Consider the following 14,292-nt stretch of genomic DNA (forward strand, 5'->3'; position numbering starts at 1 on the left):
GTTAGTCCTCCCCGAGCTTGACCGCTTGATGAATTTTGATGCGCGAGAGAAGATAGCCGAGGATGCACAAGCCGATCAAGATCATTACCGTGACGATGGCGTACAGGCGCAGCGAATCGGCCGGATCGAACGTAACCTGGAACGGCGGCACTTGCGTCGTCGGATTGAACGACAGCTGGAACAGCGGAACGTACAGCAGGCTTGTGACGTTGCCGATGCCGGCCCCGAGCAAAAAGGCGGCTCCCGACGTCAGCACCTGTTCCGTAACGAGCATTCCGATCAGCTGCGCGAACGAGATGCCGACCGCGCGCAAAATGCCGTACTGGAGCACCCGGCCGTTCAGCGAAAGCACCCAATACAACAAAAATCCGAAAAAGCTGATGACGACGCTGATCAAAAACCCGAGCGTCATGACGCCGTTGATCGCCATCTGGAACGGGTCGTTTTTCGCCTGCGTCAGCTCGTAGCCGGTATCGACGAAGCTTTCGATCGGCAGCTCCTTCGCGTTCAAAGCGTCGTTGAACGTCTGCTTCGCCGTCGGCTCGTCTTTCAGGTCGATCCAGACCTGGTACGGCTCGAGCGCGATGGCGCTTTGAATGTAGCTCAAATGCCCGACGACCAGCTTCGGCAAATCCGGTTTTTTGTTGCCGCTCGGCGGCTGCTGCGGGTTCGGATTGAACGTCGGCCAATAATCGACGATGCCGTAGATCGTAAACGGCTTGTAGGAGACGTTGTTCCAGCCGACGTTGATCGAGTCCCCTTCCTTCAGTCCCATCTCGTCGGCCATCGTCCTCGAGATGAGCACGGCGGACGGCTCGGTCGAAATCAAATTCAAATAGTCGTAGAAATGATGTTCGAGCAGCCGGTCTTTGAAATAAGCGGTCCGGCCGAATTCGTCGGTATCGATGCCCATCAGCTTGATTTTCGACGACGTTTTCCCGATTTGCGCCACCGCGTCGTCCTTCACGAACACTTTGGCGGCGTGGGCGACGCCCGGAAGCTCGCTGTACAGCTGGAACGGAGGCTCCGTATATTGAATCCGCTTCGGCCCGGCGATCGGCAGCACCGGCGCTGCGGACGGCTCCTCCTCTTCCTCGCCGCCCATCTCTTCCCCGCCGCCCATCATCGGAGGCGGAGCGTCGTTTTCCCATTTGACGTTGAGGATGATGTCCGTGCCGTTTTTGTACTTCACTTTTTCCAGCGTATTGCTGTTCATCGTCCGCGCCGCGCTTGCGCTGAACAAGCCGGTGGCGAGCGTAATCATCAGAAACACCATCAGAAAGCTGTACTGGTTGCTGGAGCGCCCGACCTGGATCAGCGTCGAATAGAGCGACGGCGGCCACAGCTTGCGACCGAGCCAGTACACGAGCCGGATGAACAGCGGATATACCCGCAGCAGAAGCAAGCCGAGACCGAGCGTGAACAGCGCCGGCACGAGAAACAGCAGCGGATCGACCTTGAAGTTGGCCGAGTCGAGTCCGAGCGACTGCAGGTCGGACATGCGCCGCTTGAAGCTTTGCAGCCCGTAGATCGCCACGCCGAGCAGCAGCACGTCGATGAAATATTTGTGCCAGAACGACATTTTCGCCATGCGCGCCATTTGCTGCTTATGTCCGACGATCGACGTGCGCGTGGCGAGGAACGCCGGGATTAACGTCATGACGAGCGAAAAGGCGACCGCGTACAGCGCGTACTTGTAAGCGGTGGCGTTCACTTCGACGATGAGCGCGGACCGCTGCACGAATTCCAGAAAGCCGTTCGATGCGCCGAGCATGTTCGTCAGCAGCTTGCCCGCGAACGGTCCGATCGCGTAGGCGACCGCCCCGAGCATGAGCCCTTCGATTACGTAGCTGAGCAGCACCTGCAGCCGGCTGGCGCCGCGGCTCCGGAGCACGGCGATTTCGGTTTTTTGCCGGTCGACGATCAGGTTCGAAACCATGAACAGGTAGAAGCCGAGCATGATCATTACCGGCACGTTGAGCGACCACAGCATGACGCGCAGCTGCTCCTGTCTGTCCAAATATTTCGAGATGACGCCCAATGCGGGTGCTTTGATCGCCTGGCTCGTAAACGTGTTCGAGACGAAATTTTCGATCCGCTGGTGCGTCCGAATGAACGACTCGATCGATGACATGTTCATCCGCGAATAATCCATCGCGAAATACCAGAAGCCGGCACGGACGGTGATGTCGGCGCCGCCGGTAATGTATGTCTCGAACGTGTCGTAGTTCATGATGAACGATCGGCCGTAGCTTTCCAGCGGCGTATTCCAGAACAGGTCGTGCTCGTCGTTCGGATTGATGACCCCGACCGGTTTGACCGTGATCGGATTTTTCACCCGTTCGTCCTCGATGACGAACTCGTTGCCGAGCACCATTTTCAGCTGCGTCAAAGCGCTTTCGACGACGAGCACCTCGAAAACGCCGTTCACCGGCTCCTTGGCGGGCATCGCGCCGTCGACCAGCTTGACGTGCTGCTCCAAATTCGACAGCGCCACGATGTCCACGTTGCGCTTGACGGTCGCGTCGACCCGTTCTTTGTCTTTCGGAGTGAAGTTGAACGTATCGGTTCCCCGCTCCTGAACGTATTCGCGGATCGGCAAATCGAACCGGCCGGCGATCGACTGCATGAACTGGTCGACGCTGCGGGCGCTGTCCCCGTTTTCCTTGGCCGTTTCGCCGGTCAGGAATATGCCGGTGCGGTGCGTAAGCGGGTAAGCGCCGGACGTCACTTGGTAGTTTTCCAGCTCCTTGACGAGCATGCGCTGCAAAATCGCTTCGGTGTAGATCGGCATGCTGCTCACGAGCGCGACGGAAAGGACGAGCCCGAACAGCAGGCTGAGCTCCAGCCATTTATTTTTCAGCATTTTGCGAAAAATCATCACTAGAATGGCCACGAATACGGTTCCTCCTTTCGAGGAGATCGGCAATGAATGGTGTTCGCTTCCGTCGGTTGCCCGAACGGACGATCGGCGATCGCGGGCTTATTGCAGGATCAGCTTCTGCCCTTCCTTCAGGCCTTTCACGATCTCGACGCCGTCCGCCGTTTCCAGCCCTTTCTCCACGTCGACTTCCTTGATGCTGTCGCCTTCCAGCACTTTGACGTAATTTCGGCCCAAATATTGGGACAGCGCGCGCTGCGGAATGATCAGCACGTTGTCCTTTTTCCTCGTCACGATATTGATGTCGGCCGTCGACCCGAGCGTCATTTCCGGTATCGGATTGTCCACCGAGATATATACCGTCTTCGCGTATTTGTCCGCGAGCTGCTTGTTGTCGGTCGCGGGCGTGTTGGAAGGGGACTGCACCACTTTTCCGGTCAGCTTCTTCCCTTTCGCCGTAATATCGACCGGTACGCCGACCTGCACCTCGAGCAAATCGCTCGTATTGCCGGAGCTGTAGGTGAGCTGGAACGACTGCGGATCGGAGATGATAACGTACGTTTTGTTTTGCTGGATCGTATCGCCCGGCTTGACGTTTTCGACGAACGTGACGATGCCGTCCATTTGCGCCCGCATCGTTTTCCCTTCGAGCGCCTTCTGGGCGTCGTTCAGCCGAAGCTGCGCGATTTCCAGCTCCATGATGCGGATTTTCATTTTGTTCGGGTCCTGCGTCAGCTTCGCCTGGTCGAGATTGTATTTCGCCTGCTCGTAGTCCCGCTGCTTCTCCTTGAGCACGATCGCGGAATCGCCGGCGTCCAAAATGATGAGCGGGTCGCCCTTTTTGACCGCCGTGTTTTTGACGGCGAGCACTTCCTGAATTTTGCCGGTCGTGCCCGTGAATTCGTGGTTTTTCACGTTCGTCGATTCGACGGTCGCCACGCCCTTGATCGCTTTCGTCGCCGATCCGACCTTCACCTCGGCGATTTCGTAATTTTCCTTGACCGGTTTGACAAGCGGAGGCTTCAGCGCCTCGTCTTCCTTCGGGAGGAGCGAGCAGCCCGTACCGGCGACGAGAAGAGCGGCGATTAGCGCGCGAGCGGCAAGCGGTTTACCCTTGATCGACAATTTGCCCATCCTCCAATGCGTATACTTGGTCGACGATTTCCATGATCGCCGGGTCGTGCGTCGTAATGACGATCGTCATCCCTTCCTGCTGGACCAAGTCTTTGAAAATTTTAATGATTTGCAGCCCCATTTTGCTGTCCAGCTCGGCCGTCGGTTCGTCGGCGAGCAGCAGCTTCGGCCTGTGGGCGATCGCTCTGGCGATGGCGGTGCGCTGCTGTTCGCCCCCCGACAGCTCGAACGGGCGGTGATTCATCCGCGCCTTGAGACCGACGCTTTCGAGCGCCCGCTCGGCCAGCTCTTTATGCTTTTTCGTCGGCACGCCGGCGATGCGCAGGCCGAATTCCACGTTTTCGTAAGCGGACATCAGCGGCATTAGGGCGAACGACTGAAAAATGAAGCCCATTTGGATGCGCCGCAGCTCGTTGCGCTTCTTTTCCCCCAGTGTCGTAATTTCTTGCCCGCAAAAATAAATCGCGCCTTCGGTCGGCACGTCGAGCGCCCCGAGCAGGTTGATCAGCGTCGTTTTCCCGGAGCCGGACCGGCCTTTCAGCGCTACCAAGCGGCCGTACGGAATCGATAAATTGGCTCCCTTCAGCGCATGAACGGCAGCCCCGCCTCGTCCGAACACCCGCTTGATCCCGACCGCCTTCAAGATCGGTTCGCTTTCGCGGGTCGGGTCGTACAAAGCCAGGTCGGATTTGCGAATCGTCTCCATCTTTCCACCCCATTTAACACAAGCGTCGATGGTACTACTGTAATCGGTTTCAAGTCATTCGAATAGAGCCTTTTTGTTAGAAAAAGGGGGGGATTTGTTCGATCGCGAGAGCGCCGGTCGTACGAACGGTGCGCGACGCATACGCTAGCATCGAGGAGGGGAACGCCTTGAAGCCATTCGACCAGGCTTGCCAAATTCGCGGACCGTCCCACGCGCATTATGCGGCGTACCGGACGTCGTCCGTTGCGGGGCATTCGCATATCGTCGACTTTTTCACCTATCCGGTAAACGGAACCGCCACCGACGGCCATACCCACGATTACCAGGGCGTGAGCCGGGTGGCGAATTACGGGACCCAAAGCCATTTTCATCGCATCGTCGGCGAAACCGGTCCGGCCGTCCCACTGCCCGACGGCTCTCATTACCATCTCGTCGAAGGAAGTTTGAACGACGAGCCGTTTCAATTCGAAGGCGGCAGCTACAAGACGGTATTGACCATTCCGCGCCATCCCCATTCGTTCTCGGGACCGACCGGCACCGGGATCGGCTACGAGCCTCCGGGCTGGTAACGGATTATTCCGACTCGGCCGATCCGCGGCGAATGTATTCGATCACTTCGTCAATGTAGCTGTCCGGCGGCTTCGTCGAGTCGACGACGAGACAATCGACGCCGGCGGGCTTTTGGCTGCCGTCGACCAGCTTCAAAAACGATTCCATCGAAGGAATTTCTTGAATCTGCGTCGGCTTTCGCTCGCGCGTCCGCAGCCGTTCGTTGATGACGTCCGCATCGTTCGCATAGCATTCCACATACTTGTAACGGGCTTTATGCTTGCTCGCCAGAGCGGTTCCGTTCCGAACGAGCTCCGTATACAGGCACGGGCTGTCCAAAATGACGCTGTGACCCTGCGACAAATGGAAATCGATCAGGGACCATTCGATATGGTAGGACAGTTTGCCGGCCGCCTTCGAGTCGATAGGGCCTTCCCAGCCTTCCACGAGCGCCGATTTGACGATATCGTGATCGATGACGACGGCGCCCGTCCGCTTGGCGATCCGCCTGGCGAGCGTAGATTTTCCCGAACCCGGGTACCCGGCCATTTGCAAAAAAAACATGGTGCCCCTCCCTCTTTCTCTTTCGCGCGCTTGAACGATCGGGCGAACCATCGGGCTAATCTCCGAGTCCCGCCCTCAGCTCTTTTACAAACTGCTCGGCGAACTGCTGCATCTCCTTATACACGGTCTTCGCTTCGGGCAAATAGCATTCGCCTTTCCCGAGCACGTAGGCTTCGAAATAATCCAGCGTCTGCTCCAGCGTCTGCCCTCTCGCCGTTCCGGTACAAAGCGATTTGACGATCAAGTACGTTTTGCCGCCCTCGATCATATGGGCGTCGTGCAGCAGCTTCCCTTCCAGCGTCGACGGAACCTCGTCCTTCTGCGACTCCCACGCTACCCGAATCGCTTTGTCGATATAATCGCGGCTTAAGCCTTGCCCTTCCAAATAGCGCCGAATTCCGTCTTCTTCGATATAAATAAAGCCGTGAAAGTAACATCCGTATACGATCAAATCCCGGTCGGCCATTTCCGGATAATATTGCAGCAGCTTGTTAGCCGATCGGAGCATTCGCTCGATATGGCTTAAATCGTGCATAATATCTTTGTCCGCATAGTACGGCGCCGCAAAAGCGAGCAAGCTGTCCATATCGATCATTATCGGTCCGCCTCCTTTCGATCCGCGTTTCTTTCAGGACAAAAAGCGCCTTGATGTCCATAAGCCGCCGTCGCTCCCGTCATATCTCGCCCGGAAATGGCCAAGCTGATGGTGGGCCCGGGAGAACGGAGAAATGGGATCGCGACGATGCTTATGCGGCAAGCGGAGCGGACGGCGCGATCGGAAGGGAGAAGCTTGCTGGTGCTCGATACGAGAGCCGGCGCCCCTTCCAATTCGCTGTATCGTTCGCTCGGATATATCTTTCTTACGCTAACATTACCAGAAATTAGAATAGGGCGGAAGTCCTCCTCCGCCCCGATCCATGGCAATCGCATGAGAGCGATCCTGGGTATACGTTTTTTACAGGAATTCCTCCCGTTACTCTGCTCCTGTCCAGGCTGCGATTGGAAATAAGCGGAAAAGCTCCCGATAAATCAGCTGCGCCGAGGCGAAAAAGCGCGGTCCGGGCAAATTACCGGGAGGTTTTCCCTCCAAAATGCCCCTATAGCGATATTTCATCATCATTACCGGGAGGTTTTCCCGCTCGTTCTTCCCGTCTGCAGCAGGTTTTCGCCGATACTGCTTCAAAAGTCCAGCGCGATTGCCCTTCGCCCCGAACGTTTACACGATAATGCGATAACGATCCAACGTTTCCTCTTTATAAACGGTACCCGAATGGGTCAAAGCATCGACGATTCGCTGAACCGTAAAGCTGGATATCGGCTTGGGCAGATGCTCCAAGTCAAAAAAGCCGTACCGGTCGATTTCTTTGTTGTCCACTTCGATCCGGCCTTCATAGCCACGAGCCTTAAACGTGAAAATATATCGTTTTTTATGCGGCTGGTAGTACAACCCCGCCAGATCCATTCCGGGTGCGCTAATGCTCGCTTCTTCCTGAAGCTCCCGCGACGCCGCCTCCCAAGCCGATTCGCCGTCCTCGACCATGCCGCCGGGCAGCGCCCATACTTGTTTCCCGTAGGTTTGATGAACGAGCAAAACTCGATTTTGCTCATTGATCACGATGACGCCCGACGCATCTTGCCCTCGCTGCATAGCTCTCCTCCTTTTCGAGTCCCAAACGCGCTCGTTCCCGCTCCCCGTTCACTTGGCCGCATAATAATGGTAAGAGAGGTACTTCGTATTCGTCCGAATCGAATTTCCCGGATAAAGTCCGCCTTCCTTGGCCGACGCCGCAGCCATCACGAGCTCTCGGCTCAGCTCGACGACGTCTTGGGCGAGTGCGAGATCGTCCAGGCTCCAATACCGGATATCCGTAATCTCGCTATCGTCTTTTTGCAGGACGCCGGACCGGTATTCCATTTCATACGCGACGTAAACGGACGTTTGCGTCCCCTCATAAGACCGATGCGTTCCGGATCGCAAGCCGACGATTCGGGTCGGCTCCGCAATCAGCCCGGTTTCTTCCCGCAATTCTCTTGAAACGGCTTGCTCCAACGATTCGCCCGGTTCCACGAGTCCGCCCGGGATCATCCACATGCCGCGGTTGGCGCCATACCCGACTTGGACCAACAGCGCTTCATCGTGCCGAAAATAAACCGCGCCGACGCTCATCGTAACTTGATTCACGCTGCTTCCCCCCTATACATGATTACAGCAACGATACCATATATAGGGAAAATCGGGCCAATACCGATTATCGATCGACTTGATCGGGATTTCCTATGGAACGCAAAAAGGCGTCGATTGTCGAATTCCTTACAGGCTTCGATTCAATACATCCAACTCCGTCTTTACTGTTCGAACCAAATGTTCATGATAGGGCCCCCGCATCCTTTTGCTTATCATTCCGAGCCTTCTTATGCCGATCCATAATGCCCAAAGATCGATTTCAATACGGTCCTCGTCGGAAAGGTCCCTCACTTCGTTATATCCCCTGGCTAACGAAGGAAAACCAATGAAACGCTGGCCGTCATGCAGTTTGAAATGTCCCAAATCGTACAAGGGACTGCTCCCCTGCATTTCACCGAAATCGATCATGCCCGTGTAGCTTCCGTCATGCTGAAAAATGTGCGAGTCGTCGAAATCCCCGTGGACCAAGCGGGCTCGATGTCTCGCCATCAAAGGAACTCCGGCATCCAGGATCCTAAGGATCCGAGTCGTTTCTTCTCCGGTAAAGCGATATTCCGATAATGCGAGCAAGTCCTGCTCCAAACATTCATTTATGCAATCGTGCAACGAACTTTTCTCGCCCTGCAGGTCCGAACCGCTTTCTTCCTTTTCTCTTTTGATCCAACCGAAGCCGTTAACCGCTACTTGGTTCACGATTGCAATTTGTTTCCCCGCCTCCGCAACAATATTCCCGTATTCGTTCATCGACGAACAGCGACCAGCATCGGAGCCGGGGATTTCGTTCACGATCATCAACGACAACCCTGTAGCTTCGTTAACATGTTCAAAATATACGACTTCCGGCACCCGAACGCCTTGTTGTCTCAAAAGCGAATGGACGCGCGCTTCCACGCCGAGGCTTTTGCCTTGTTCCGGCAGGATGCGAACATAGAGGATATCTCGGTATAACCGTATTCGATATACGTAAGTAGATACGCCGCTTAACACTCTCTCGATTTGAAAAGCGGACGTATGGAGACACTTGCTTACGATTTGTGCGACTGCATCGATATGCGGAGCATTTTTGGGGGTCAATGGGTTAGCCTCTCGAATCCTGATTAAAGTCGTACTTCACATAGTTACGTATGAACGGGTCGTCCCCCATTTCCCCGAACCAATCGGAATGGATTCGGAGCGGCACTCCCATAACGGACTCCATTTCTTCGACGGCCTTTTCCCGATCTTCGGTATCCAGAATGGATATTAGTGTCGCGGTATGCTCGTGGCCTAACAGTCGGGAGAGAACGCTTATATCCGCCTCCTTCTCGTCGAGACCGTAATCCGCCCGGACGTAACCGGAACACCATACATGTCCCGTGACCTCCTCGCCATTCCTGTATACGTTCATCTCCAACACATCGTCATCGAAACAGGAGACTGTGAAAACCGGGGACGATATCATACCGGAGAGAACTTCCCCGAACGACTCGGCTTTCCCCCAGCCGAAACAATCGTTAAGAATGCTGATCCACCCGTTCCCCCATTCGCCGATGTAAAACACGTTTTCCAGTTGGCGGGCTCGCTGAACGATTGACTCGAATCCGGTCAAATCGTGCTTGGGAGTTCCTTCCTTCACGCGAGCCGAGGCGATTTCCCGCAATGCCGACGTTATTTCGTTCAGATCATCCGATTTTACATGAACGTTTCCAAATTTCGTTCCCACTCGTTTCCTCCGAATCTGCGCTGCTGCACTTGGATTTCCATGATTCCGGAATTCCGTATTTGCCGAACTCCACATTGTCGACATCGTCTATGCTGAAAAATAGTTTTAACCGATGCTCGTTCTTCGTTTGATCGATAATGCCGATCCGGTTTGCTTGGTCCTGTAACGTTTTGTTCGACTCCGAACCTTCGCGTTTGAGCCGTTCGATTTCTTCGATCCGCATATTCCAAACTAAGCTTCGCTGACCTGAAGCCGGACGATCGTCTCCCACCTGTCGGGAGTCGGGTAACATAACGGAGGATTTACGTACACTTCTCTTCTGTCGCCGGTTATTTTGTAGCCCCCCGTTTCCGCAAACCGGTACAACTGCTCGACCGTTCTGGCCGACTCGCGGTAATGTCCGACATGCAGCTTCTGGATGCACAAGCCTTGATTGATGGAGACGAATCGGGTGTCGGGCACGATTTCGTTCCGATACCGTTTCTCGACGTTCCTTCTCGCTTCTTCATACATGTCGATCGTGATCCGATCGGGGACATGCATCATTTCCGTGAACGTCCATTCGTCGTCGCCGATTTGTTCATGCCATACGATCTCATGCGGCATCAGCATAAACTGGTAGCCGTCCCGTTCTTTCGATATTCGCTTGAGCTGATTGACCGTCTTCCAGATCGCCCAGCAATCTTGTTCGGGACGCCCCGTTCCGCTCAGCCTGCCTTTACCCTCGTGCACGATAAATTGCATCGGAGGCACTTGCACCACTTCGATGGCGTCCGGCTTCATCCGGTAAACGGAACCGTACGATTTGCGATTGTCGACGATAGGCATAATCTCACCATAGCTTTCCTCATTGATTTGGTTCGGCGCTTCATTCCGGTTCGATGGTTTGTGTCGGAATGACCTGCAACCATCCCCGGTGCTTCAAATAGAACATGATGCCCGCGCGATCGACATTTATGAACTGAAGCGGATCTTCCCGCATCATGTCCGCCAGCTTGCCGATCTCGATCCACTGAATGCCTATCGTACCGTCCCCTTCCTGCAACAAGTTCCCCTCGGCTTTGCATATAAAGTAGTACCCTACGGAATCGAACGAACCTTTGATCGTTTGGTAAGCGGCGAAAGGCCGGACGCATTCCACGACGAAATCGGGGTTGGAACCGGCCGTATCGAGTCGTGTCTCTTCCCCCTCGATATAGGTGACATCCAGTCCGGTTTCTTCCTTGACCTCCCGTCGCAGCGCGGCCGTGAGCGACTCGAACGGTTCGATTCTCCCCCCGGGAAGCTCGAGCCGGGCCGGTTCGTTCGGTTTGTTTCGCGTTTGGACGACAATCTCGATTTTCCCGTCACGCTCCCGTTCGACGATCGCTCTCGCATTTACAAAGAACATGTCCGCATCATCCTTTTCGCGCAATTTTCGTTCATTTGTATTTCTCGACAAAGCGTAAATATCGCCGCATATTCGCGATTAATTCATGTTCGCCTCCAGCGATGCTTACTCTCAGCATTTCCAGCTCGTTCGTCGCCCTATGAAACAGCTGCTCGTCGATTGCGCCTTCCGCCAAAGCCGCCGCCAGCTCGTCCTCGTCCAAAATGAAATATTGTCCAGACGGCAAGACGACCAAGTCCAGGTACAAGTCCTCGATTACGGGGATTCCATCCTCCGTCGTTTGAATCGAGCGCACGATATCGAAATACGATTGCAGCACGTTATTGTTCCGGTCGAGCATCACCGTCAAACTGTATCGGCCATGCTCCGGGAAAAACATCAGCCAGGCATGGCCATGGTCGACAATGCAAACCCGGTGCTCCCCGTACGTTACGTATAAGGGCTCCCTGACTTCGTCAAGACGGAGCAAAGCCAGCTTCCCTTCAAATACATCATCCCGCACGTCTTCCTGGTAATATCGTTTTCGGACGATACGGGTCCAGTTCGGACGATCGGCGATTTTCCGTTTCATCTCTACGCACTCCCCGATTTGCGGACCTTGGCAAATGTATTTATCTCTTTTTCAGCTTGATCAGGCGGATCAGCCCCGCACCTCCATGGTCCGAGTCGTCCGCGAACAGTTCGATTTCAAACGCCGTACGCCCCAGTTCGTCCGCCAACGCCCGCGCCGTAAACCAATGCGCGTAACCGACCCCGGAAGGAAACGTATCGCCTTTCTCCACAATGCCGAATTGCGACGCAGGACTGCCGAAGAAATGCTCGTCTTCGGCGTCGTCGATCCATTCGTCAGGCACGGTATGCTGGGTCATGATACAAGTCCCGCCGCGTTTGAGCACGCGGTGAAGCTCCGCCAAATACTCGTTGCGCAGCCGCTCCGTCGGGATGTAGCTTAATAGCTTGAACGCAACGACGATGTCGAACTGCTCGTCCCGAAACGGCAGCGCGAGTCCGTCCGCGCGAACAAAACGCACGTCCTGTTTTCGCTTCTCGGACCATGCCCGGGCGGCGTCCAGCAGCGGTTCGCTCACATCGATGCCGGTTACCCGGTACCCTTTTTCGGCCAAAACGACGCTGATTCTTCCCGCGCCGCAGCCTGCATCCAACACGGAGACGCCAGCCGGCAATGCGTCGAGCAAATAGCGCTCGGCCGCCGTCGGTCCTTCTCCGCACTCGTTCGCATAATGCCGAACCTGCTCGTCGCGTTGAAACCAGCTTTTGACGGATTCGAGCAAAAAACGGCGTTCCTCGGACGTATCCATATCGACCGCCTCCCTATCTCCAACCTGCGGCTATTGCGTCTTCTTCTCGCCGAAATCGATTTCAAAAAACGGATGACCGGGATCCGGACACCGCTCGCCCTTGAGCCCGAAGCTTTCGTAGAACTTGGATCGCTTTCTCGCTCGACTGCCACTGCAGCCATCTGACGTTTCGGGCTTCGCACCAGCTCGTAACCGCCATGAACAGCAGTCTGCCTATTCCCGATCTTCTGTGCCGTTCGCTAACGAATAAATCGTTCAGCCGCGCCGTCCGATGTCCGACGCGTATGTGCGGACCATAGTCGTGCACCCACGCATAGCCCAGCACCTCCGAACGTAGCCGAGCGACGGGAATGAAATGATCGCTCAGCAGCCGCTTTTCCGCCACTCGCTTTATAAACAGCCGTTCGTTCCGGTCCGAGTCAGACTCGATGATGGGCCACATCCCGGCGATATCGTCCGGCTCCGCATGACGAATGATGATCTCGTTATCGTTCATGCCAGTCGCTCCCTCCCTACTTCCTTCCGTCATCGATCCAGGTCGATTGCGTTCCTTACGTAATCGGACACGTCCTTCAGCAGGGCTCCGATATCCAGGGAACGGTCGCAGCTGCCGGCCTCCAAGTAAGCGGCCATTTCGAGCAGTTCCGTTCGGCTTCCGAATTCGGCTATTTCGATAAAGCGATGGAGCGCCTTTCTTTTCGAAAATAAATAGTCTCCCGTTTTCGACCAGACGTACAGCCTGATCTCGTATAAAAGCGTATTCACTTTCGCGTCGAACGTCATCGTTTCCGGCTGAATATCGATGTAGTTTTCTCGCAGCCAGCTATGGAACTGCTTCGCATACCGCAAAAACGCTTCGCGGGTCGGTTCTTGTACGCTCGAAACGTCACAGCTTCCCCAAACCAAAACGCCTTGTTTTTGAAGACGCATGAGCTCGGGAACAAGCTCGGGATCTCCGTTTTCTCCGCGTCCCGCCACGTCGTCTTCCGTCAGAAGGACGCTTCCGAACCCTTTCGGGATCCGATACTTCATCCGATACTTTCGCGCGATTTCTTTTATAAGCGTTTTTTCCTCCTGCCGGATGCGACGGCTCACCATGAGAATCGTATCGATATCGCTTCGACCGGGAACATATTCTTCCGTTGCCAAGGAACCGACCAGGAATACGGCTATGATGCGATTCGGCAGCAGCGTTACGGCTTCTTCGGCGAATTCGTTTACGATCCGTAGCGCTTCTTCTTTGGAAATCGTCATGATCCTCCCCCGCCATCCGCCGGCATATGCTGGAATGATGCATCTTTCCGTCCGATATAGGGGCTCAGCGGCTTATCGTCCCAAATTTGCGCTTCAATATAACGCTCCGGTCCTTGGCTCCCGTCCTTGTTCCATTGCTGCGGCATTCCGAACGTATGTATCAGCTCCAATATTTCGCTTTTCGTGTAAACTTGCCCTCTGTAAATGGTTCCGTCATCGACCCGCATCGTCGGGAACAAATCGCCGTACGTAAAGCTTATTGCGGCGGGATCAAAACGATCGATTGGGATACTCAGCTCGCAGCCGTTCCTGTACCAGCTTTTGATCCACGGGCATTCCCCCAACGTCATGTAATGCGGCCGCTTCCGAACCGGCTTTCCTCCTTTGCGGACGAACAGCTCTCTTGCCTTGCTTTCCAATTCGGCGCGGATAAGCAAATAGTCGTCGGACCGTTTGCCGGCAAATACTTGTTCATGCTTCAACCGGTTTTGGATGATCGCGGCCTCTTCCAAGCTTAAATCCGACAAGTTTTTGAACGGCCCGGTTTTCCGTTCGTAGTAGTGGTACAAGCGCTGGACGTCCATCGGCACCTCGCATCGTTTTTTTCC

Annotated in this window: 17 protein-coding genes and 1 pseudogene; 2 read left to right on the top strand and 16 right to left on the bottom strand. The window is 55.1% G+C overall.

What is annotated here, in order from left to right:
• Window position 1: 1 nt before the first annotated feature.
• From PV407_RS00640 to PV407_RS00650, 3 genes are all read right to left on the bottom strand, one after another.
• Window positions 2-2,896: an ABC transporter permease gene (locus PV407_RS00640; RefSeq protein ID WP_332087914.1), complete on the bottom strand. Its 2,895-nt coding sequence runs from the start codon at window positions 2,894-2,896 to the stop codon at window positions 2-4.
• Between the two features lie 87 nt (window positions 2,897-2,983).
• Entirely contained in the window at window positions 2,984-4,006 is a 1,023-nt protein-coding gene (locus tag PV407_RS00645) for an efflux RND transporter periplasmic adaptor subunit (RefSeq protein WP_332087915.1), read from the bottom strand.
• Window positions 3,990-4,721 carry an ABC transporter ATP-binding protein gene (locus PV407_RS00650; protein WP_332087916.1) on the bottom strand — a complete coding sequence of 244 codons (732 nt, stop codon included), beginning with the start codon at window positions 4,719-4,721 and terminating at the stop codon, window positions 3,990-3,992. The genes PV407_RS00645 and PV407_RS00650 overlap by 17 nt, the downstream gene beginning before the upstream one ends.
• Before the next feature lie 167 nt (window positions 4,722-4,888).
• Between PV407_RS00650 and PV407_RS00655 the strand changes: the two genes are divergently transcribed.
• Window positions 4,889-5,290 carry a YmaF family protein gene (locus PV407_RS00655; RefSeq protein WP_332087917.1) on the top strand — a complete coding sequence of 134 codons (402 nt, stop codon included), beginning with the start codon at window positions 4,889-4,891 and terminating at the stop codon, window positions 5,288-5,290.
• A 4-nt stretch (window positions 5,291-5,294) separates the two neighbouring features.
• Here the strand turns inward: PV407_RS00655 and PV407_RS00660 are convergent, their stop codons facing one another.
• Window positions 5,295-5,834, bottom strand: a complete 540-nt coding sequence (locus PV407_RS00660; protein WP_332087918.1) for an AAA family ATPase — start codon at window positions 5,832-5,834, stop codon at window positions 5,295-5,297.
• A gap of 55 nt (window positions 5,835-5,889) precedes the next feature.
• Window positions 5,890-6,429 carry a hypothetical protein gene (locus PV407_RS00665; protein WP_332087919.1) on the bottom strand — a complete coding sequence of 180 codons (540 nt, stop codon included), beginning with the start codon at window positions 6,427-6,429 and terminating at the stop codon, window positions 5,890-5,892.
• 87 nt (window positions 6,430-6,516) lie between these two features.
• On the opposite strand from PV407_RS00665, the pseudogene PV407_RS00670 reads away from it, so the two are divergent.
• A pseudogene (locus PV407_RS00670) lies at window positions 6,517-6,690 on the top strand (GNAT family N-acetyltransferase); the annotation flags it as partial.
• 360 nt (window positions 6,691-7,050) lie between these two features.
• On the opposite strand, the gene PV407_RS00675 reads toward PV407_RS00670, so the two are convergent.
• From PV407_RS00675 to PV407_RS00725, 11 genes are all read right to left on the bottom strand, one after another.
• Window positions 7,051-7,482 carry an NUDIX hydrolase gene (locus PV407_RS00675; protein WP_332087920.1) on the bottom strand — a complete coding sequence of 144 codons (432 nt, stop codon included), beginning with the start codon at window positions 7,480-7,482 and terminating at the stop codon, window positions 7,051-7,053.
• Between the two features lie 48 nt (window positions 7,483-7,530).
• On the bottom strand, window positions 7,531-8,016 hold the full coding sequence (locus tag PV407_RS00680; protein ID WP_332087921.1) for an NUDIX domain-containing protein: 486 nt from the start codon (window positions 8,014-8,016) through the stop codon (window positions 7,531-7,533).
• A 129-nt stretch (window positions 8,017-8,145) separates the two neighbouring features.
• A complete protein-coding gene (locus PV407_RS00685; protein WP_332087922.1) occupies window positions 8,146-9,093 on the bottom strand; it encodes a phosphotransferase family protein in 948 nt (315 codons plus the stop codon).
• A 4-nt stretch (window positions 9,094-9,097) separates the two neighbouring features.
• The gene (locus PV407_RS00690; protein ID WP_332087923.1) at window positions 9,098-9,721 is read right to left on the bottom strand and encodes a hypothetical protein; all 624 of its coding nucleotides are present in this window, start codon (window positions 9,719-9,721) and stop codon (window positions 9,098-9,100) included.
• Between the two features lie 231 nt (window positions 9,722-9,952).
• On the bottom strand, window positions 9,953-10,549 hold the full coding sequence (locus PV407_RS00695; protein WP_332087924.1) for a GyrI-like domain-containing protein: 597 nt from the start codon (window positions 10,547-10,549) through the stop codon (window positions 9,953-9,955).
• A gap of 40 nt (window positions 10,550-10,589) precedes the next feature.
• Window positions 10,590-11,111 carry an NUDIX hydrolase gene (locus tag PV407_RS00700; RefSeq protein ID WP_332087925.1) on the bottom strand — a complete coding sequence of 174 codons (522 nt, stop codon included), beginning with the start codon at window positions 11,109-11,111 and terminating at the stop codon, window positions 10,590-10,592.
• Window positions 11,112-11,142: 31 nt separating this feature from the next.
• Complete coding sequence (locus PV407_RS00705; protein WP_332087926.1) at window positions 11,143-11,682, bottom strand: DUF402 domain-containing protein; 540 nt, start codon at window positions 11,680-11,682, stop codon at window positions 11,143-11,145.
• Between the two features lie 40 nt (window positions 11,683-11,722).
• Window positions 11,723-12,430 (bottom strand): class I SAM-dependent methyltransferase, encoded by a 708-nt coding sequence (locus PV407_RS00710; RefSeq protein ID WP_332087927.1) that lies wholly within the window; start codon window positions 12,428-12,430, stop codon window positions 11,723-11,725.
• A gap of 61 nt (window positions 12,431-12,491) precedes the next feature.
• Entirely contained in the window at window positions 12,492-12,926 is a 435-nt protein-coding gene (locus PV407_RS00715; RefSeq protein ID WP_332087928.1) for a GNAT family N-acetyltransferase, read from the bottom strand.
• A 29-nt stretch (window positions 12,927-12,955) separates the two neighbouring features.
• A complete protein-coding gene (locus PV407_RS00720) occupies window positions 12,956-13,684 on the bottom strand; it encodes a nucleotidyltransferase domain-containing protein (RefSeq protein ID WP_332087929.1) in 729 nt (242 codons plus the stop codon).
• The gene (locus tag PV407_RS00725; RefSeq protein ID WP_332087930.1) at window positions 13,681-14,268 is read right to left on the bottom strand and encodes a hypothetical protein; all 588 of its coding nucleotides are present in this window, start codon (window positions 14,266-14,268) and stop codon (window positions 13,681-13,683) included. The genes PV407_RS00720 and PV407_RS00725 overlap by 4 nt, the downstream gene beginning before the upstream one ends.
• Window positions 14,269-14,292 lie beyond the last annotated feature (24 nt).

It is taken from the genome of Paenibacillus sp. GYB003, from assembly GCF_036577625.1.
Lineage (GTDB): Bacteria > Bacillota > Bacilli > Paenibacillales > NBRC-103111 > Paenibacillus_AB.

Excerpts from the sequence above, each read along its gene's own strand:
- PV407_RS00705 (WP_332087926.1), bottom strand. The coding sequence starts at position 11,682 with ATGAAACGGAAAATCGCCGATCGTCCGAACTGGACCCGTATCGTCCGA.
- PV407_RS00660 (WP_332087918.1), bottom strand. The coding sequence starts at position 5,834 with ATGTTTTTTTTGCAAATGGCCGGGTACCCGGGTTCGGGAAAATCTACG.
- PV407_RS00695 (WP_332087924.1), bottom strand. The coding sequence starts at position 10,549 with ATGCCTATCGTCGACAATCGCAAATCGTACGGTTCCGTTTACCGGATG.
- PV407_RS00675 (WP_332087920.1), bottom strand. The coding sequence starts at position 7,482 with ATGCAGCGAGGGCAAGATGCGTCGGGCGTCATCGTGATCAATGAGCAA.
- PV407_RS00725 (WP_332087930.1), bottom strand. The coding sequence starts at position 14,268 with ATGGACGTCCAGCGCTTGTACCACTACTACGAACGGAAAACCGGGCCG.
- PV407_RS00700 (WP_332087925.1), bottom strand. The coding sequence starts at position 11,111 with ATGTTCTTTGTAAATGCGAGAGCGATCGTCGAACGGGAGCGTGACGGG.
- PV407_RS00720 (WP_332087929.1), bottom strand. The coding sequence starts at position 13,684 with ATGACGATTTCCAAAGAAGAAGCGCTACGGATCGTAAACGAATTCGCC.
- PV407_RS00715 (WP_332087928.1), bottom strand. The coding sequence starts at position 12,926 with ATGAACGATAACGAGATCATCATTCGTCATGCGGAGCCGGACGATATC.
- PV407_RS00650 (WP_332087916.1), bottom strand. The coding sequence starts at position 4,721 with ATGGAGACGATTCGCAAATCCGACCTGGCTTTGTACGACCCGACCCGC.
- PV407_RS00665 (WP_332087919.1), bottom strand. The coding sequence starts at position 6,429 with ATGATCGATATGGACAGCTTGCTCGCTTTTGCGGCGCCGTACTATGCG.
- PV407_RS00710 (WP_332087927.1), bottom strand. The coding sequence starts at position 12,430 with ATGGATACGTCCGAGGAACGCCGTTTTTTGCTCGAATCCGTCAAAAGC.